Source organism: Bradyrhizobium sp. 187 (assembly GCF_023101005.1).
Taxonomy (GTDB): domain Bacteria; phylum Pseudomonadota; class Alphaproteobacteria; order Rhizobiales; family Xanthobacteraceae; genus Bradyrhizobium; species Bradyrhizobium canariense_D.
Map to the genome: position 1 here is coordinate 1,972,259 of NZ_CP064693.1, position 17,949 is coordinate 1,990,207.

Consider the following 17,949-nt stretch of genomic DNA (forward strand, 5'->3'; position numbering starts at 1 on the left):
TTTCCTTTGGGGGAAACGTACCATGTTGAGCCCTGCTCATCATCAGCAGGTCCGAACTCAGTCCGCCAGCGCGTGGAGTCGGCTCGGACATGTTCGGATCGGCACGATCTTGCCGATCATCATCTCTGCCCTGGTCGTGCTTGGGTTGGCCTCGGCCGGATTCATCGCCTATGAGGCCGTCCTCAAGAGGCGAGAGTCCGAGGCATTCCTGAAGGTCAATGCAGTTGCGCAACTGCTGCTGCGCAGCGCAGGACATTGGGCGATTGAACGCGGGCTGACCAACGCCGTGCTGAAGTCTCCTGATGTCGTCAGTGCCGAGCGCCGTGCGGAAATCGCAAAGGCGCGCGCGACGGCCGACGAGGCCTTTCGCCAAGCCGTCCTCGATATCAGCGCGATTTCCGAAATGACGGCGGGGCAAAGACAGATTGCGGACGCAGCGACGAAATTCGAGGCGCTGCGTCTCCTGCGTGAGAAAGCCGACGCGGGAATGTCGCGCTCGCGCGTCGAACGCGAGCCTGACCTCGTAGATGGCTTCGCGCCAACGATTACGGAGGTGATCGACGTCGCGAGCAACCGCTTGCGGCTGACGCTCGAAACACTCACCAGCCCGCCCGTGGCAAGGCTGGCCCAGCTCATCGGCTTGCGACATCTGACAGCTCAGATGGTCGAGAATGCTGGAAGGGAGCGGGCCCTGCTGGCTGGGGTCGTCGGTGCGCGCGCGAAGCTCGGGATGGAGGGCTATGAGCGCCTTTCGGCGCTGCGGGCCAAGGTCGAACTCGCATGGGACACGGTATTGCCGGTGCGGCTGCGTTCGGACCTCGCCCTGCAGATCGGCGAGGCGATGACGGAGGTCGAGAAATCCTATTTTGGTGCCTACGGTGAAACGCGGGTGACTGTGCTCGCCGGTGGCGAAGGCGGGGACTACAGAATCACGGGACCCGAGTACTTCACGCGGGCCACCGCCGGCATCAATGCAGTGCTGAAGCTCGGTGAAGCCATTGGCGCGGCCGCTGACCGCGAAGCCACGATGCAGGCAGAGGTCAGCACTCGTAATTTTGTTTTCACAGTTGTGTTGCTCTGCGCCTCGGTGATGCTCGCTGGCCTCAGTTTCTGGATCACCTTTGGCCGGATCCTCAAGCCGCTTTCAGCCATTTCGGTTGCGATGCGTGGGCTCGCCAATGGCGACTTCACGACGGTCGTGCCTGGCACCTGCCGAGGTGACGAGGTCGGCGAGATGGCGCGGACCGTTGAAGTCTTCAAGCAAAACGGCCTCGAAGTCGAACGCATGCGTGGCGATCACGCTGCGGCCGAGAGCCGGGCAGCCGAGCAGCGCAAGGCGGAGATGCGGAAGCTGGCCGACGGCTTCGAAGCCGCGATCGGGGAGATCGTCGACACCGTCTCCTCGGCAGCGACCGAGCTCGAAGCCTCGGCGTCGACCCTCACATCGACCGCGGAGCGAGGGCAGCAGCTCACGACCATGGTTGCTGCGGCCTCCGAGGAGGCGTCCACCAACGTGCAAGCGGTGGCGTCGGCCACCGAGGAGCTGTCGTCTTCTATCACCGAGATCAGCAGGCAGGTGCAGGAATCGGCCCGCGTGGCCAACGAAGCTGTCGGCCAAGCGCGTGTCACCACTGAGCGCGTCAGCAAATTGTCCAGGGCGGCGACGCGGATCGGCGACGTGGTCGAACTGATCAACACCATCGCGGGTCAGACCAATCTCCTGGCGCTCAACGCGACCATCGAGGCCGCGCGCGCCGGCGAAGCCGGTCGCGGCTTTGCGGTTGTGGCCTCCGAGGTCAAGGCACTCGCCGAACAGACCGCAAAGGCCACTGGCGAGATCGGGCAGCAGATCGCCAGCATCCAGACCGCGACCGAGCATTCGGTCGGCGCAATCAAGGACATCAGCGGCACTATCGAGAAGCTCTCGGAGATTTCCTCTACCATCGCGGCTGCCGTGGAAGAGCAGGGCGCGGCGACACAGGAAATCTCCCGCAACGTGCAGCAGGCGGCGGAAGGCACCCATCAGGTCTCGGCCAACATCACCGATGTGCAGCGCGGCGCGAACGAGACCGGCTCGGCGTCGTCGCAGGTGCTGGCGGCGGCCCAGTCGCTCTCTGGCGACAGCAACCGCCTCAAGCTCGAGGTCGGCAACTTCCTCGATACCGTGCGCGCAGCATGACGCGGTCGCCGTCACCAATCATCGATCGACTACAACCGCCGCGCGAAGACGCGCGGTGGTTCGCATGCGTTCGCAGTTGGATGTCGCGGCGCGATGAGCCGCACGGTTAACCTTCCGGAAAACCGATGCAGTCATGATCCCCGCAATATTCCGGGTGCCGAGTCGCCCTCCTCGTATTGCGTATCAATCGTATTGGAGCACATTCCATGAGTGGCCCTTCCATTCGTCTCACCCATAAGGTCATGGCGATCGGACTGTTCGGATTGTTGGGTCTCGTCGCCTTCGGCGCGATCTACGAGATCGGCAGTCTCTCCCAGGACGCCTCCCGCGAGATTGCCAACCGCGCTCGTGCGATCGCTGACCTCGACAAGCAGCTCTCGATCGAGATGCTGGAGGCCCGCCGCAACGAGAAGAACTTTCAGCAGCGCCGCAACGAGAGCTACGCCAAGGCACATGCCGAATTGATCGGGCCGATCAATCGCGACTTCGACGAGGTGGAGCGGCTGATGTCGGCCGGCGGCTTGGGCGCGCTGTCCGACCGGATGAAGCAGGCCCAGGACGGCTTCAAGCGATACGCGTCGGACTTCGGCGCATTGGTGGCCGCGGAGACCCGGCTCGGCCTAAACGAGACTCTGGGCCTCTCCGGCTCGCTCCGCGCCGCCGTGCACGACATTGAGGCCAAGCTCAAGGAGATCGACGATCCCAGGTCCACGAGCTGGATGCTGATGATGCGCCGGCACGAGAAGGACTTCATGCTGCGGCGCGACCCAAAATACATCGCCGAGATGAAGAAGGCCGCGGTCGAATTCTCCAAGGCGATAGAGGTCGTCGCAATCCCTACGGCAGTGATGAACGACATCACAGCCAAGCTGCAGAAATATCAATCCGAGTTCACGGCGTGGGTGGAGACGGCGCAGCAAACTGCGGCCCTCGACGCCAGCATGATGAAAACGTTCCGTGGGTTAGAACCGAGCATGATCGAGGTGCGCAACACAGTCGAAGACCTCTACAGGAAGGCCGACGTTGCGGAAGCTGCGACCCGCGATGCCGTGCGCATGTGGATGATGGTCGCCTTCGCCATTGCCGTCGTCGTGCTCGCCGCGGTGGGCTTCCTTCTGGGACGTTCGATCTCGAAGGCGCTTGCCGGCATGGTCGGCGCGATGACGCGGCTTGCGCGCGGCGAGCTTTCGATATCCGTTCCGGGCATCGGGCGCAAAGACGAGATCGGCGAGATGGCCGGTGCCGTCGAGGTGTTCAGGACCAATATGGCGGAGGCCGAGCGGCTGCGCACCGAGCAGGTCGAAGCTGAGGCGCGCGGGCGCCAGCAGCGCAAGGCCGACATGCACCGGCTCGCCGATACTTTCGAAGGCGCGGTCGGCGAGATCATCGATACTGTTTCGTCGGCGGCAACCGAGCTGGAGGCCTCGTCAAATACGCTGACGCAGGCTGCCGAGCGCGGCAACGGGCTTGCCACGGTCGTGGCGGCCGCCTCCGAAGAGGCCTCCGCGAACGTGCAGTCGGTGTCTGCAGCGAGCGAGGAAATGACCTCCTCGATCTCCGAGATCAGCCGTCAGGTGCAGGAATCGGCCCGTGTCGCCGACGTGGCGGTCGGGCAGGCCCAGCGCACCAATGCACGCGTCGCCGAACTGTCGAAGGCCGCCGCCCGCATCGGCGACGTGGTCGAACTGATCAACACCATCGCCGCCCAGACCAACCTGCTGGCGCTCAACGCGACGATCGAGGCGGCGCGTGCCGGCGAGGCCGGCCGCGGCTTTGCCGTGGTCGCTTCCGAAGTGAAGGCGCTCGCCGAGCAGACTGCGAAGGCCACGGGCGAGATCGGCCAGCACATCGGCGCGATCCAGACCGCGACGGAAGATTCCGCCGGTGCGATCAAGGAGATCGGCGACACCATCGCGCGGATGTCGGAGATCTCGTCAACCATCGCCGCCGCGGTCGAGGAACAGGGTGCCGCCACGCAAGAGATCTCCCGCAACATCCAGCACGCCGCGAATGGCACCTCCGAAGTCTCGGCGAATATCGGCGATGTCCAGCGTGGCGCAGGCGAAACCGGGGCGGCCTCGGCGCAGGTGCATTCGGCTGCGCAATCGCTGTCGCAGGAGAGCCATCGGCTGAAGAGCGAGGTCGCGCGCTTCCTGGATTCGGTACGGGCGGCGTGACAGCCGTCGCCTTCCGCACATTGCGTCGCAAGTGGACAGGTCGCGTCGCAGCATCAGGTGGCTGTGCAGCTGCACAGTTGGTTGCAGGAGAAATAACGACCGTCAGCGCTGTCCCGTAATTTTACGTAGGGCCCTGTTAACGCCTGCTTGCGACTATGTGTGCAATCTCACGGGACAAGAACCAGCCAGCATTGTTGAACTGACCTCCGTCTCGCCATCTTCGTGGCGGTTTGCGGCGCGGACAATTTGCGCGTTGCCAGGTAACATCGGGATTTGTCGTGATGTCGAAATTGTCGATCGTCTTCAAGCTTCTGGCCGTGTTGTCGGTCCTGGTCCTTTCGCTCGCCGGCGTTGGCGTGACGGCGATCGGCACCATGCAGAACATCAATTCCCATACGGTCGAGATCGCGGAGAGTTGGCTGCCCAGCGTGCGCGCGCTCGGCTCGCTTCGCGCCGACATCAACGAGCTGCGCGTCGCGCTCCGTCTGCATCTGATGCAGGACAGCGTTGAGGGAAAGGACGCCGCCGAGAAGCGCTTGGCCTCGCTGCGCGCGCGCATCGACCAGACCCGCAAGGTCTACGAGCCGCTGATCACTTCGGCCGAGGAGCGCTCGCTCTATGGGCAATGGAGCACGGCGTGGGCCGAGTATCTGAACGGCGTGCAGGACGTGATGGCACTGTCGCGCAAGGGCGTTGGCCGTTTCCCGGCCGACGCCAACGAGCTGCTGCAGACCAAGGTTGCGAAGATGGCCCAGGCCGCCGATCCCCTGCTTCAGAAGGGCATCGAACTCAACAACCGGGGCGCCGAGCTTGAGACGAAGCAGGCCGCCGACAGCTACGCCATGATCTTCCGCGTGCTGGTCGGCATCATCGTGCTCTCGGTCGTGATCGCGATCGGCGCCGCCTATTACCTCGTGCGCGACGTTTCTCGCGGCATTGCCTCAATCATCCGCCCGATGCAGTCCCTCGGCGAGGGCGACCTCTCGGCCGACGTTCCGCATCGCGGCGAGAAGACCGAAATCGGTTCGATGGCAGATGCGCTGCAGATCTTCAAGGAGGCGCTGATCGCCAAGAAGGCCGCCGACGAGGCCGCTGCGCGCGACGCCGAAGTCAAGATCGAACGCGGTCGCCGCGTCGATGCCATCACCCGCAAGTTCGAAGCCATGATCGGCGAGGTGGTCGGGACCGTCTCCTCGGCCTCGACCGAGCTCGAGGCCTCCGCCTCGACGCTGACCAACACCGCGCAGCGCGGACAGGAACTCGCGACCGTCGTCGCAGCCGCCTCCGAGGAAGCCTCGACCAACGTCCAGGCGGTGGCATCCGCTTCGGAGGAGCTGTCGTCCTCCATCACCGAGATCAGCCGCCGCGTGCAGGATTCGGCGCGGATGGCGGCGGAGGCCGTCGAGCAAGCGGCGCGGACCAACGACCGTGTCAATGCGCTGTCGCAGGCGGCGTCCCGCATCGGCGACGTCGTCGAGCTCATCAACACCATCGCGGGCCAGACCAATCTGCTGGCGCTGAACGCGACCATCGAGGCCGCGCGTGCCGGCGATGCGGGCCGCGGATTCGCGGTCGTCGCCTCCGAGGTCAAGGCGCTGGCCGAGCAGACCGCGAAAGCGACCGGTGAGATCGGGGCGCAGGTCTCGGGTATCCAGGCGGCGACGCAGGAATCGGTCAGTGCCATCCAGGAGATCGGCGGCACCATCGAGCGGCTCTCCGAGGTGGCTGCGGCCATTGCCGCCGCCGTCGAGGAGCAGGGCGCGGCCACGCAGGAAATCTCGCGTAACGTGCAGCAGGCCTCGGTCGGCACGCAGGAGGTCTCGTCGAACATCACCAACGTGCAGCGCGGTGCGATCGAGACCGGCGAGGCTTCGACCGAGGTATTGTCGGCGGCGAAATCGCTGGCGACCGACAGCACCCGTCTCAAGGTCGAGGTCGCGCAGTTCCTGGAATCGGTTCGCGCGGCCTGACGCTCACGTGCTCGTCTGCGGAGCCGGCGGCGGTGCGATCTGCCGCCGGAACAGGATACGCTGGTAGAGCCAGCCGATCGCGACCAGCACGATGCCGAGGCACATGAACGATAGCGCGCGGTAGACGCCCGTCAGCGTCGACATGTCGATGACGAAGGCCTTGAGGATCGTCAACGCGATCACGACGGCCGATGCCAGCCGCGCCCGCTCCGACTTGACGAGAATGCCGACGCCGAGCAGCACCACGCCGAAGCCGAGCCAGCCGATCGAATAGGTATATTGCTCGGCGCCCGTCGTCGCCCCGGAGGAGAGGATCGGGCCGTGATGGAAGCGGCGGATCTCCAGCGTGACATAGATCAGCGCGAACAGCAGCGCGCCGCCTGCAATCGTGTTGGCGTAGGCCTTGCCGCGTTCGCCGGCCACGGCATAGGACAAGAGCAGCATCAGCACTGCCGGCAGCGCGTAGCCGAGCAGCAGCAGGTTGAACACGGCGCCGCCGACGTCGGTGCGCCACAGCAGCGGGTTCTCCAGGATCAAGAGACCGAACACGCTGACGAGCCCGGCGATCACCGTGAGCACCACCGCGCCGACATTGTGCACGACGCTGCGGCTGCGCAGCCGCAGGCGCTCCAGCCCGATCGCCATGGCGAGCGTCACGCAGGCCTGGAGCGCGCATTCGAGCAGCGACGGCGCCGACGTCACGTCGCCGCCGGTCGCAAAATGGCGGATCTCCATGAAGGCGAGCAGCGCGGTGAACAGGATCGCGGCGCTCTCGACCATGCGCAGCGGGGCGTCGTCGCCGCGGCGGCGCAGGAACAGGCTCGCCGCCCAGAACGATGCCGCCGGCAGGCCGTAGCCCCACAACAGCCAGTTGAAGATCGGCGTGGTTCCGACGGCGTCGCCGACGATGCGCGGGTCATAGCCGATCCGAGCGGTGACGAGGCCTGCGAAGATCGCGGCCAGCCAGCGCAGGAACGGGATCGGCCGCTGCATCGAGATCCAGGCGGTGCCGAGCGACATCAGCGCCAGTGCGATCGTGAGCCAGCCCTTCTCCAGCGCAAACGTCAGCGCCAGCGCCAGCGCACCGAGCGTGCCGGTCGCGAACAAGGCCGTGGAGATCATGGCGCCCGGCCGGGTCTCGCGGCGCGCAAGCGCTTCGGTGGCGGCGCCGAAGGCGGCGGCGAGCAGCACCGCGAGGATGGCGAACGGGATCGAGCGATCGAGATGCGCGATGCGTGCGTAGAGCGCGACCAGGATCGCGATCGGCGTCGCGACCCCCGCGACCGACCACACCACCGGAATGATCGCCGAGTTCGAACGTCCCTGCGCGAGGAAGCCCGCGATGCCGAAGCCGGCGGCGAAGATCGCCGCCATCACCAGATGCAGCGTCACCGCGCTATCGATCGCCGTCGGTGCGATGCCGGCCATGGGACCGCTCGGCAGCACGAGCATGTCGGGATTGGCGCGCACCGCCCATTCGGCGAACACGACGAAGACGGTCGCGGCGGCGGCACCGAGTGCGCCGGTCGCCGCAGGCGCGCGCCAGGCGACCAGCAGCGTCGCGCCGACCAGCAGCGTGAAGGCGATCAGCGCCAGATCCGCATGCGCGCTCGACAGCACGATCAACATCGCGCCGAACAGATAGGCACCGAGTGAGCCCGACGAGACCGGCTCGATCTCACCGTCCTCGATCGTCGGGCCGAACATGAAGCCGCAGACCACGAGAAGAGCGGCAAGAACGAACCCTGCGATCACATGGAAAGCGTGCGGCGCGACCTGCAGGTCGCCGGCATCGAGCCCCGGAAAGATCCAGAGCACGGCGAAGGCGATTGTCGTGACCGCAAGCCAACGCCACAGCCGGATACGGGCAAGGCCGAAGCTCGCGGCGGTGACGATGGCGAGATAGATGTAGAGCGCCCAATAGTCCGGCTTGTCGCTGGAGACGAGGATCGGCGTCACGAAGGCGCCGACCACGCCGAGGCCGGCGAGCGCGGGTCCGTGCAGGAGCGCGGCAGCCAGCGTGCCGAGCGCGACGAGGCCGAGCAGCACGAAGGCGGTCGCGGGCACGAGGAAGCCATAGAGCGCGTACGCCGCGTAGATGGTCGCAAATGCCACCGCCGTACCGGCTGCGGTGAGGATAGCGGGAATGTTGGCGATCGGCAGCGCGGCGATGTTGGAGATGCTCTCCTTGCGCCGTGACCATTCGCCGGCGCCCAGCAGCGCCAGCGCGAATACGCCGCCAAGGAACACGCGCACGCCGGGGCCAAGGAGGCCAGCCTCGATCGAATAGCGCACCATGAAGAAGCCGCCGAGCGCGAGCGCCAGGCCGCCGATCCAGACTACCCAGCGCGTGCCGAGCCGTTCCTCGAACCCGGGCGCGGGTGCGGGCAGCGGCGGCGTCGCGTCGGCCTCGGTGCTCGCTTCGAGCGGAGGCGGTGAAATATCTTCGGTGACGAGCGGGGGCGGCGCCTCGGCTCTGGCTTCGGCTTGGGGCACAAGCGGCGGCGGCGCTGCGGAAGTTGTGGGGGGCGCGTCAGCCCACACATCTGCGGGGATCAGCGGCGGCTGCACGGGCCGTTGCGCGCGGAACATCTCTTCGAGCGAGCTTAGCCGTCGTCGCAGTTCAGCCGCCTGGCTGGAAGCCTTGATCGCGATGATGAAGGCGATGATCGCAATGATCAGCGCGAAGACGTCAAACGGGCCGTCAGACACAAAGCCTCCAGGCAACCGGCGGGCAGGGGCCGATCACGCATATCTCGGGTTAGCGCCGGGAGCGTACGCGCAAGCCCGGCGCGGGTCGCTCCTGAAGCACGTCGCGACGGAAGCGGTAGAGCGCCGCCGGACGTCCGCCCGTCTGTGTCGACATCACCCCGGTCGGTTCGACCAGGGCTTCCATTTCGACCAGGCGGCGGAAATTTTGTTTGTGCAGGTGTCGGCCGGAGATCGCCTCCACCGTATACTGCAATTCGGTAAGTGTGAACTCGGCGGGCAAAAGTTCAAAGACCACAGGACGATACTTCAGTTTTGCACGCAGTCGCGCGACCGCTGTCGCAAGAATCCGGCGGTGGTCGAAGCGCATGGATGTGCCGAGCGCTGACAGCGCCTTGCGCGCTAATGCCGCAGGGCGACCATCGCGCCGCGCTTCCTCGACCAGCCCTGCCTCGTACAGGAGCTCGTAGCGGTCGAGCACGCGCTCCTCGTCCCAGGACGCGCCGTCGAGACCGAAATAGAACCGCATCCGATCCTTGCGCGGCAATGCGCGCGTCGTCTCCGGCGTCTCCTCTTCGGCCCAGCCGGTCAATGCCGGGATGATGTCGTCCGCGATGATCGCGGGCGGCCCCTCGCGCCAGTCCTCCCAAGGCAGGAAGCGATACCACGGCGCGAAGCTCGCACTCGTGGCTGCCAGTTCGCCGCCGAAGGCGCGCGTCAGTGCGAGATAGCCGATCGACACCATGTGCGCGCCGGTGTCGCCAGCCTCGGCATGCCGGCCGCGATCGCCGAACGTGTAGAGCTGCTCGACATAGCCGAGCCGCAGGCCCGTCTGTTCCTCGACCCACGCCCGCAGCCCGATCTCGAAAGTGCGATGGCTAGGCGCATCGAACGGGCCGAACGGCAGGCCGGCCAGGCCGTCACTGTCGCGCGCGGTGAGGATCAGCGGTTCGTGATCCTCGATCGCGACGATCGCGGCGGTCAGGCCGATCTCGATCGGCGTCAGCAGCTTTTCGCTCATGCGATGGCGATCGCCGGTGCGGCCGTGAACTGGTCATGCCCGGGCTTGTCCCGGGCATCCACGTTCTTCGTGCCGCAGCAAAGGTCGTGGATGGCCGGGACAAGCCCGGCCATGACGATGTGGAGGCGTCTGCGTAAAGGCTCGCATGCGATTGCTCTGCTCGCAAGCGGGAGAGGGGGCACACCTGTGCTGTGGTGCGCAACTGTCATTCGAGCTCGATCACGAAGGGGCGGCCCTCGACCATCATCGCGCCCGGGCCCATCTCGTCGAGTGCGCGCAGCATGCGGCCGTTGCGCCCCAGCGCACGGTCGGCAAGGCCGACGATGCGGCGGTTCGGTGAGGCGATCGGGGACGCCGCTCGGATCTTCTTCGCGATCTCGGTCTCGTCGCGATTCGGATTGAGTGCGCACACGGCGGCAAAGGCGCTCGCGGTGGAGCGGCTGATGCCGGCATAGCAATGCACCACCAGCGGCGCGTCGCGGTCCCAGCCGCGCACGAAGTTCAGCACCTGCTCGATATGCGTTTCCGACGGCGCGACGAAGCCGTCCATCTCCTCGGTGATGTCGTCCATCGACACCTTGAGATGGTTGGCCGGCAGCACCGACACCGGCCGCGCCACCTGTTCGACATTGGCCATCACGGTCAGCACGTGGCTGGCCTTGGTGAGGCGGACGGTTTCGGGAAGGGCGGCGAGGGAGCAGACGTGGATCATGGCGGACCTTTTTCCGCAGATTATAGCGAGCGTTGGCGGGGTGGGCAAAACAGTGGGCGGCAAGGGCCCCTTTGCCCGCCCTGCAGGACTCTAACCCACGACAACGATCACGCAAACACGGCGCCAAACCGCTCCAGAAACTGCTTCTCGGCCCGGGCAGCCGTCCAGGGGGTGAGATAGTCGCGCCGGACGCTGTCGGACAGGCCGGGATCCTTGCCGAACAGGCGCTTGGCCTCGCTCTCGCTGAAGCCGGCAAGCGTCGTTGCCTCCAGATAGGCCGCGCCGCGATCGGCGGCCTTGATCGCCAGCGTGATCTCGTCCGGCAGTACCGGCGGCAGGCCAAAGCGGATGTGAATCGCGCCGAGCAGACGTTTCTCGACCGCCTTGTAATGACCGTCGAGCACGGCCTTGAACGGCGAGATCATGTCGCCGATCACATATTCGGGCGCGTCATGCAGCAGCGCGGCAAGCCGCATGCGCTGATCCACGCGGGGATTCTCGTGCCGCATCACGGTTTCGACCAGCAGCGTATGCTGCGCGACAGAGAAGATGTGTGCGCCGATGGTCTGGCCGTTCCAGCGGGCAACACGCGCCAGCCCATGCGCGACGTCGGCGATCTCGATATCGAGCGGGGAGGGATCGAGCAAATCGAGCCGCCGGCCCGACAGCATGCGTTGCCAGGCGCGGGTGTCGGCGCCGCGGTCCGTCTTCTTCGCGCTCATTTGGCCTTGAGGCGCGGCTTGCGCTGCGACTTGCCGCAGCTCGCGTGACAATGGCAGTCGACGAGATGATCGTTGACCATGCCGGTCGCCTCCATGAAGGCATAGACGATGGTCGGGCCGACGAATTTGAAGCCGCGCGAGGCCAGCTCCTTGGAGATCTGCATGGAGAGCGGCGTCGAGGCAGGCACGCTCGCGGTGGTCTTGAAATGATTGACCTTGGGCCTTCCGTCCATGAAGTCCCACAGGAATTTCGAGAAGCCGGGGCCCTTCTCCATGATGGCGAGATAGGATTTCGCGCTTGATATCGCGCCGTCGATCTTGGCCTTGTTGCGCACGATGCCGGCATCGTTCATCAGCGCGTGAACCTTCTTCTCGTTGTAGCGTGCGATCTTTTCCGGCTGGAAATCGTCGAAGGCTTTGCGAAAATTGTCGCGCTTGCGCAGGATCGTGATCCAGGACAAGCCGGCCTGGAAACCGTCGAGGATCAGCTTCTCATAGAGCGCGCGGTCGTCATATTCCGGCACGCCCCATTCAGTATCGTGATAGGCGACGTAAAGCGGATCTTCGCCGGGCCAGGGGCAACGCGTCTTTCCGTCGGGATGCAGGCGAGGGGCACGGCTCATGCGATGGGTTGCTTCGTTGGAATGCGCACGACGTCTGGTTCCGCAAGCCTCACAGCGAGCCCACCGGCAGTCAGCGCCTGTCCCGCATCGAGCGCATCGGCGACGCGGTCGATGCGCACCAGCGCGATACCCTTTCCTTTCGCCGACGAGCCCATCGTGCCGACCGGCTTATCGCCGGCCATGACGCTGACGCCGGGCTCAGGCGAGAAATCCTCGAGCAGCACCTTCACGCTGCGGGTGCGCGCGGTGCCCCGATGCTGCATGCGCGAGACGACCTCCTGGCCGACATAGCAGCCCTTGTCGAAATCGACGCCGGAAAGGCGGTCCATGTTGGTCTCGTGCGGGAACGCATCGCTGTAGGTGAAATCGAGCCCGCCTCGCGGCACGCCGAGCGCGATGCGGTGGGCCTCGTATGCGGCGGCGTCGACGAGTTCGGCGCCGATCAGATCGGACAGCTTCTGTTGGAGGTCTTGAGGGATCAGGATGCGATAGCCGAGGTCTTCATTGCGCGGATCGGCGAAGGCGAGGTCGGGCTGGGCCGCAGGCTTGCCGTCCCAGGCCGCGAGCACGCCGAGATCCTCGGACAGGTTTTCCACCGTGACCTTGGCGCGCAGCTTGTAGAATTTCAGCTTGGTGGCGAGGCCGTCGGCAAGCGGCTTCGGGCAATCGATCAGGAACCCGCCGCCATGGCCGGCAGGCGCTTCCGTGATCAGGAAATCCACGATGATCTTGCCCTGCGGCGTCAGCAGCGCGCCGAATCGGCCCAGGCCCGGCTTCAGCTTGTCGACATCGGTCGTGACGAGGCCATTGAGGAAGTTGCGCGCATCCTCGCCCGCGACCTTGATCACGCCCCGGTCCGGAAGAAACGCTGATTTCATACGAAAATCTCTTGCGACATGTTGCTCCGGAACGTAAGCCCGCAAGGCAAAAACGACAAGACCTCAAGCCCCGCGCTTGGGGACGAGAGAGGCCTTCAGCCATGACCCAGCGTTTCGACGTGATCCTCAAGGGCGGCACTGTCGTCAACCAGGACGGCGAGGGGACCCGCGATGTCGGCGTCGTCAACGGTCGCATTGCCGAGATCGGCGCGCTGTCGCAGGCTTCCGCCGCGGAAGTGATCGACTGCAAGGGCCTGCACATCCTGCCCGGCGTGATGGATACGCAGGTGCATTTCCGCGAGCCCGGGCTGGAGCAGAAGGAAGACCTCGAGACCGGCTCGCGCAGCGCCGTAATGGGCGGCGTCACCGCCGTGTTCGAGATGCCAAACACCGCGCCGTTGACCGTGACGGAGGCCACCTTCACCGACAAGGTGAAGCGCGCCCATCACCGCATGCATTGCGACTTCGCCTTCTTCATCGGCGGCACCCGCGAGAATGTGCAGGACCTGCCGGTGCTGGAGCGTGCGCCCGGCTGCGCCGGCGTCAAGGTGTTCATCGGCTCCTCGACCGGCGCGCTCTTGGTGGAGGATGACGAAAGCCTGCGCCGCATCTTCCAGGTGATCCGGCGCCGCGCGGCGTTCCACGCCGAGGACGAATACCGCCTCAACGACCGCAAATCGCTGCGTATCGAGGGCGACACGCGCTCGCACCCGGTGTGGCGCGACGAGACCGCCGCGCTGATGGCGACGCAGCGGCTGGTGAAGCTCGCACACGAGACCGGCAAGCGCATCCACGTGCTGCATATCTCGACCAAGGAAGAGATCGAATTTTTGCGCGACCACAAGGACGTCGCCTCCTGCGAGGCGACGCCGCATCATCTCACGCTGGTTGCGCCCGAATGCTACGAGCGGCTCGGCACGCTGGCCCAGATGAACCCGCCGGTGCGCGGCGCCGATCACCGCGCCGGGATCTGGCGCGGCATCGAGCAGGGCATCATCGACGTGCTCGGCTCGGACCACGCCCCGCATACGCTGGAAGAGAAACAGAAGACCTATCCGGCCTCGCCCTCCGGCATGACCGGCGTGCAGACGCTGGTGCCGCTCATGCTCGACCACGTCAATGCGGGTCGGCTGTCGCTGGCGCGTTTCGTCGATCTCACCAGCGCCGGCCCCGCGCGCCTCTACAACATGGCCTGCAAGGGGCGGATCGCCGCCGGCTATGACGCCGACTTCACCGTCGTCGATCTCAAGCGCAGCGAGACCATCACCAACAAATGGGTCGCGTCCAAGGCCGGCTGGACCCCCTATGACGGGTTGCGCGTCACCGGCTGGCCCGTAGGCACCTTCATCCGCGGCCGCCGCGTGATGTGGCAGGGCGAGCTCGTGACGGCCGCGCAAGGTGAGCCGGTGCGGTTTCTGGAGACGCTGAGGGAGGAGTGAATGACCGAACCGACACCCCTCATCACCACCGAGCAACTTGCAGCCCAGCTCGGCGATCCCAACCTGCGCCTCTACGACTGCACGACCTACAACGAGCCGGTGCCGCCAGGCAGCGATGTGCCCTATCGCGCCGTGCCGGGCGATAAGACGTTCGAGGCCGGCCATATTCCGGGGGCCGATTTTCTCGACCTGCAAGGCGAGTTCTCCGACGCCTCTGCGCAGCAATTCTTCATGATGCCTGATGTGGCCCAGCTGGAGGCCGCCTTCGGCCGCCACGGCCTCGATGCATCCAAATCCGTCGTGCTCTACAGCATCGGCACCATGATGTGGTCGACGCGGTTCTGGTGGATGCTGCGCTCGCTCGGCGTTGAGGCGCGGGTGCTCGACGGTGGCCTCGACAAATGGAAGGACGAGGGACGGCCGGTCTTAACAGGCGCCCCGAAGGGCTATCCGGCCACGACCTTCAAGGCCACACCGCGCGCAGGCTTCTTCGTCGACAAGAATGCGGTCAAGGCACGGCTCGGAGATCCCGCGACTGTTATCGTCAACGCGCTCGGTCCCCAGTTTCATCGCGGCCTCGAGCCGAGCCGCTACGGGCGGCCCGGCCGCGTTCCCGGCAGCGTCAACGTATCAGCGGCAGCGCTCGTCAATGCGGACAAGACGCTGACGACGCTCGCCGATGCCGAGGCCAAATTCGACGCGGCAGGCGTCACCCGCGACAAGAATGTGATCCTGTATTGCGGCGGCGGCATCTCGGCGACGATCGACCTGATGCTGCTGACGCAACTCGGCTACGACAAGCTGACGCTGTACGATGCCTCGATGGGGGAGTGGGCGAAGGATCCGGCGCTGCCGATCGAGACGGATTAGGACATTCCTTGGCCCCTCCCCAGGGGAGGGACAGAAAGTTGGGAACCTTTCCCTTGGGGCGGCATCCAATGTCCGGAATGAAGCCAAACGAGCAGGTGACCGCCATGCCACGGATCGCAGCCGGCCTGTCCGCCGGCGCCAAGACTTCAGAAATCAGGACATTGGAAGCCGAACTGGTCGAGCGGGCGCGGGGCCATGACGAGGCCGCGCTGCGCGAGATCATGCAGGCCAACAACCGCAGGCTCTATCGTCTGGCGCGCGGAATTCTGCGCAGCGACAGCGAAGCCGAGGATGTCGTTCAGGAAACCTATGTCCGCGCTTTCACCCATCTCGACGGATTCCGCGGCGAGTCCGGACTGTCGACGTGGCTGTCGCGCATCGCCATCAACGAGGCACTTGGCCGGGCGCGAAGCGCCAGGCCGCAGGTCGAGCTCGGCTCGGTGCCCGAAGCGACGCTCGAGGCGCAGATCATCAAATTTCCCGCTTCTCCCCCAGGCGATCCGGAAAGGACCATGGCCCAACGTGAAATCCAGCGCGTCGTCGAGCGCGCCATCGATGAATTACCGGATGTCTTCCGCATGGTCTTCGTCGCCCGCGTCATGGAAGGGATGAACATCGAGGAGACCGCCGAGCTGCTCGGCGTCAAGCCCGAGACCGTGAAGACGCGGCTGCACCGTGCGCGGACCATGCTGCGCGAGAACGTCGAAAAGGAGATCGGTCCGGTGGTGATGGATGCGTTCCCGTTCGCCGGGTGGCGCTGCGAGCGGCTGACCGTGTCAGTGCTGAAGCGGCTTGGCATCGGCGGCTGAATTTTTCGGGAACGTTTGCGCGAGAATTCCATCCAACGCCTGTGAAGCAACGCGCCGGCAAAACGTCCGGCACCACAGGAGTGTCAAACCATGTTCGTTCGTTGGACCACGGCGATCGCCGCTGCAATTTTGTTGTCGAGCCCCGCGCTGCTGCAAGGCGCCAGAGCAGCCGACAAGCTGACCGATCCGCAGATCGCCCACATCGCCTACACCGCGGGCGTGATCGACATCAACGCAGCCAAGCAGGCGCAGAAGAAATCCAAGATCAAGGACGTGAAGGCGTTTGCCGAGGACATGCTGCGCGACCACGAGGCCGTCAACAAGCAGGCGCTCGCGCTGGTCAAGAAGCTGAACGTCACGCCTGAAGACAACGACACCAGCAAAGCGCTGTCAAAGCAGGCGAGCGAGAAGCTCGCCGAACTGGACAAGCTGAGCGGTGCGGCCTTCGACAAGGCCTATGTCGCGAACGAGGTCGCCTACCACAAGACGGTCAACGGCGCGCTGGAAACCCAGCTCATTCCGTCCGCCAGCAATGCCGAACTGAAGAGCCTGCTGCAGACCGGCCTGAAAATCTTCCAGGGCCATCAGCAGCACGCCGAGCACGTCGCGGCGGAGCTGAAATAGGGAGGCGATGATGCTGGGACGATTGTCCGCGATCGCGACAGCGGTCCTGCTCGTGGCGGTGGCCGTCCCGGCGCACGCTGCGACCATCGAGATCACGATGGAGAATCTCGAAGTGTCGCCGAAAGACGCTTCGGCCAAGGTCGGCGACACCATTGAATGGATCAACAAGGACGTCTTCGTCCACACCGCGACAGCCAGGAACGGCGATTTCGACGTCAACCTGCCGGCGAAAAAATCAGGGACGTTGGTTCTGAAGAAGGCGGGCACGATCGATTATTACTGTCGCTTTCATCCCAACATGAAAGCGACGCTCAAGATCGAGCCGTAACGGGCTCGGAGCGTATTCCCGACCGTAGCGGAAGCTGGCCCCGCCTACGTGGCGGGGTCATTTTCGGCAAGGCTTACTGCCTGGAGAAAGACTTACTGTCTGGAAATGTCGACCGAGAATTCGCCGTTGCGGATGCGGCCGGGAAAGCCTTCGACGAACTTCGCCACCGCGTCCTCGCCATAGGTGCCGACGAGCTCGGCAAGGGCCGCAAACAGGCTCGCCTGCGCCAGGCAGTCGCCGTCGACGCCATCATGGCGCGCTTCGGCCCAGGCCTCGTTGAGATAACTCAGTGCGGCCTGCTTCTGCTCGTGATCGGGCAGCGGCGCGCGTGCGGGAGCGTAGGACACTGGATGGCTCATGAAACTCGTCGGGGCTGGGGCGCAATCCACGGCGATGCGCTGTGCGAGAGGTGTAGCACGCACGTTAACGCCCGCTAGGCCACATCTTTAGGAACGGTTAACGGCTGTGTACAAAGTCGATGACAGGGTTCCCGCCGCTGTCTCAGTTCGCGTAACGCGCCGTGAGATCGCGCGAGATCTTGGCGCCTTCCTCGATATAGCGGCGGATCGCCACCGTCGCGGCCGGCGTGCAGCTCCGGTAGGTCTGCTGAAAACCGTTATAGCCGCGGTTGAAGCCGGCGATCATGCGGGTGCGGCGTTCGCCGGCGGGGGTTTCGGCATCGATCAGCGCCTGCATCTCGCTGCGCCATTTGTTGCCCTCGTTGGACCCGCAGATGCCGCGCAGATAGTGCAGCCCGCCGAGGATCTCCGCCAGTCGCTGCAAATCGCCGTCAAACGGCGCTGCCCCGTCCTGAGCCCTCGTGGGCACCGAGGCGCAGGCGAGAATCAGGGCAAAAATGGCCAGAAATCGCGTCGACATCGGCCGGGT

The 17,949-nt window shown here is 65.3% G+C and carries 16 protein-coding genes; 8 read left to right on the forward strand and 8 right to left on the reverse strand.

What is annotated here, in order from left to right:
- The first annotated feature begins 22 nt into the window (after positions 1–22).
- The 3 genes from IVB19_RS09410 (at position 23) to IVB19_RS09420 (ending at position 6,326) form a co-directional block, all read left to right on the forward strand.
- The gene (locus IVB19_RS09410; RefSeq protein ID WP_247374553.1) at positions 23–2,179 is read left to right on the forward strand and encodes a methyl-accepting chemotaxis protein; all 2,157 of its coding nucleotides are present in this window, start codon (positions 23–25) and stop codon (positions 2,177–2,179) included.
- A 206-nt stretch (positions 2,180–2,385) separates the two neighbouring features.
- Positions 2,386–4,356: a methyl-accepting chemotaxis protein gene (locus IVB19_RS09415; protein ID WP_026233670.1), complete on the forward strand. Its 1,971-nt coding sequence runs from the start codon at positions 2,386–2,388 to the stop codon at positions 4,354–4,356.
- 281 nt (positions 4,357–4,637) lie between these two features.
- Entirely contained in the window at positions 4,638–6,326 is a 1,689-nt protein-coding gene (locus IVB19_RS09420; RefSeq protein WP_018458833.1) for a methyl-accepting chemotaxis protein, read from the forward strand.
- 3 nt (positions 6,327–6,329) lie between these two features.
- Here the strand turns inward: IVB19_RS09420 and IVB19_RS09425 are convergent, their stop codons facing one another.
- The 6 genes from IVB19_RS09425 to ygfZ form a co-directional block, all read right to left on the reverse strand.
- Positions 6,330–9,038: a DUF2339 domain-containing protein gene (locus IVB19_RS09425; RefSeq protein WP_247363575.1), complete on the reverse strand. Its 2,709-nt coding sequence runs from the start codon at positions 9,036–9,038 to the stop codon at positions 6,330–6,332.
- A 49-nt stretch (positions 9,039–9,087) separates the two neighbouring features.
- On the reverse strand, positions 9,088–10,056 hold the full coding sequence (locus IVB19_RS09430) for an NUDIX hydrolase (RefSeq protein ID WP_018458831.1): 969 nt from the start codon (positions 10,054–10,056) through the stop codon (positions 9,088–9,090).
- A gap of 205 nt (positions 10,057–10,261) precedes the next feature.
- Positions 10,262–10,768, reverse strand: a complete 507-nt coding sequence (locus IVB19_RS09435) for a tyrosine phosphatase family protein (RefSeq protein ID WP_007607206.1) — start codon at positions 10,766–10,768, stop codon at positions 10,262–10,264.
- Between the two features lie 107 nt (positions 10,769–10,875).
- Complete coding sequence (locus IVB19_RS09440; protein WP_085352596.1) at positions 10,876–11,490, reverse strand: YfbR-like 5'-deoxynucleotidase; 615 nt, start codon at positions 11,488–11,490, stop codon at positions 10,876–10,878.
- Positions 11,487–12,113, reverse strand: coding sequence for a DNA-3-methyladenine glycosylase I (locus IVB19_RS09445; RefSeq protein WP_085361347.1), 627 nt, complete (start codon positions 12,111–12,113; stop codon positions 11,487–11,489). The genes IVB19_RS09440 and IVB19_RS09445 overlap by 4 nt, the downstream gene beginning before the upstream one ends.
- Entirely contained in the window at positions 12,110–12,991 is an 882-nt protein-coding gene (gene ygfZ / locus IVB19_RS09450) for a CAF17-like 4Fe-4S cluster assembly/insertion protein YgfZ (RefSeq protein WP_018458827.1), read from the reverse strand. The genes IVB19_RS09445 and ygfZ overlap by 4 nt, the downstream gene beginning before the upstream one ends.
- 101 nt (positions 12,992–13,092) lie before the next feature.
- On the opposite strand from ygfZ, the gene IVB19_RS09455 reads away from it, so the two are divergent.
- From IVB19_RS09455 to IVB19_RS09475, 5 genes are all read left to right on the forward strand, one after another.
- On the forward strand, positions 13,093–14,430 hold the full coding sequence (locus IVB19_RS09455) for a dihydroorotase (RefSeq protein WP_018458826.1): 1,338 nt from the start codon (positions 13,093–13,095) through the stop codon (positions 14,428–14,430).
- Positions 14,431–15,300, forward strand: a complete 870-nt coding sequence (locus tag IVB19_RS09460; RefSeq protein WP_018458825.1) for a sulfurtransferase — start codon at positions 14,431–14,433, stop codon at positions 15,298–15,300.
- Positions 15,301–15,404: 104 nt separating this feature from the next.
- Positions 15,405–16,109 carry an RNA polymerase sigma factor gene (locus IVB19_RS09465; protein WP_026233669.1) on the forward strand — a complete coding sequence of 235 codons (705 nt, stop codon included), beginning with the start codon at positions 15,405–15,407 and terminating at the stop codon, positions 16,107–16,109.
- A 90-nt stretch (positions 16,110–16,199) separates the two neighbouring features.
- Positions 16,200–16,733 (forward strand): DUF4142 domain-containing protein, encoded by a 534-nt coding sequence (locus tag IVB19_RS09470; protein ID WP_247821343.1) that lies wholly within the window; start codon positions 16,200–16,202, stop codon positions 16,731–16,733.
- A 10-nt stretch (positions 16,734–16,743) separates the two neighbouring features.
- Entirely contained in the window at positions 16,744–17,061 is a 318-nt protein-coding gene (locus IVB19_RS09475) for a cupredoxin domain-containing protein (protein WP_018458822.1), read from the forward strand.
- 92 nt (positions 17,062–17,153) lie between these two features.
- Here the strand turns inward: IVB19_RS09475 and IVB19_RS09480 are convergent, their stop codons facing one another.
- Positions 17,154–17,420: a hypothetical protein gene (locus IVB19_RS09480; RefSeq protein ID WP_007594892.1), complete on the reverse strand. Its 267-nt coding sequence runs from the start codon at positions 17,418–17,420 to the stop codon at positions 17,154–17,156.
- Positions 17,421–17,562: 142 nt separating this feature from the next.
- Positions 17,563–17,940, reverse strand: coding sequence for a TIGR02301 family protein (locus IVB19_RS09485; protein WP_007607220.1), 378 nt, complete (start codon positions 17,938–17,940; stop codon positions 17,563–17,565).
- Positions 17,941–17,949 lie beyond the last annotated feature (9 nt).

Coding starts and splice junctions, on each gene's coding strand:
- IVB19_RS09435 (WP_007607206.1), bottom strand. CDS start 10,768: ATGATCCACGTCTGCTCCCTCGCCGCCCTTCCCGAAACCGTCCGCCTC.
- IVB19_RS09460 (WP_018458825.1), top strand. CDS start 14,431: ATGACCGAACCGACACCCCTCATCACCACCGAGCAACTTGCAGCCCAG.
- IVB19_RS09470 (WP_247821343.1), top strand. CDS start 16,200: ATGTTCGTTCGTTGGACCACGGCGATCGCCGCTGCAATTTTGTTGTCG.
- IVB19_RS09410 (WP_247374553.1), top strand. CDS start 23: ATGTTGAGCCCTGCTCATCATCAGCAGGTCCGAACTCAGTCCGCCAGC.
- ygfZ (WP_018458827.1), bottom strand. CDS start 12,991: ATGAAATCAGCGTTTCTTCCGGACCGGGGCGTGATCAAGGTCGCGGGC.
- IVB19_RS09440 (WP_085352596.1), bottom strand. CDS start 11,490: ATGAGCGCGAAGAAGACGGACCGCGGCGCCGACACCCGCGCCTGGCAA.
- IVB19_RS09445 (WP_085361347.1), bottom strand. CDS start 12,113: ATGAGCCGTGCCCCTCGCCTGCATCCCGACGGAAAGACGCGTTGCCCC.
- IVB19_RS09475 (WP_018458822.1), top strand. CDS start 16,744: ATGCTGGGACGATTGTCCGCGATCGCGACAGCGGTCCTGCTCGTGGCG.
- IVB19_RS09420 (WP_018458833.1), top strand. CDS start 4,638: ATGTCGAAATTGTCGATCGTCTTCAAGCTTCTGGCCGTGTTGTCGGTC.
- IVB19_RS09465 (WP_026233669.1), top strand. CDS start 15,405: ATGCCACGGATCGCAGCCGGCCTGTCCGCCGGCGCCAAGACTTCAGAA.
- IVB19_RS09455 (WP_018458826.1), top strand. CDS start 13,093: ATGACCCAGCGTTTCGACGTGATCCTCAAGGGCGGCACTGTCGTCAAC.
- IVB19_RS09480 (WP_007594892.1), bottom strand. CDS start 17,420: ATGAGCCATCCAGTGTCCTACGCTCCCGCACGCGCGCCGCTGCCCGAT.
- IVB19_RS09430 (WP_018458831.1), bottom strand. CDS start 10,056: ATGAGCGAAAAGCTGCTGACGCCGATCGAGATCGGCCTGACCGCCGCG.
- IVB19_RS09485 (WP_007607220.1), bottom strand. CDS start 17,940: ATGTCGACGCGATTTCTGGCCATTTTTGCCCTGATTCTCGCCTGCGCC.
- IVB19_RS09415 (WP_026233670.1), top strand. CDS start 2,386: ATGAGTGGCCCTTCCATTCGTCTCACCCATAAGGTCATGGCGATCGGA.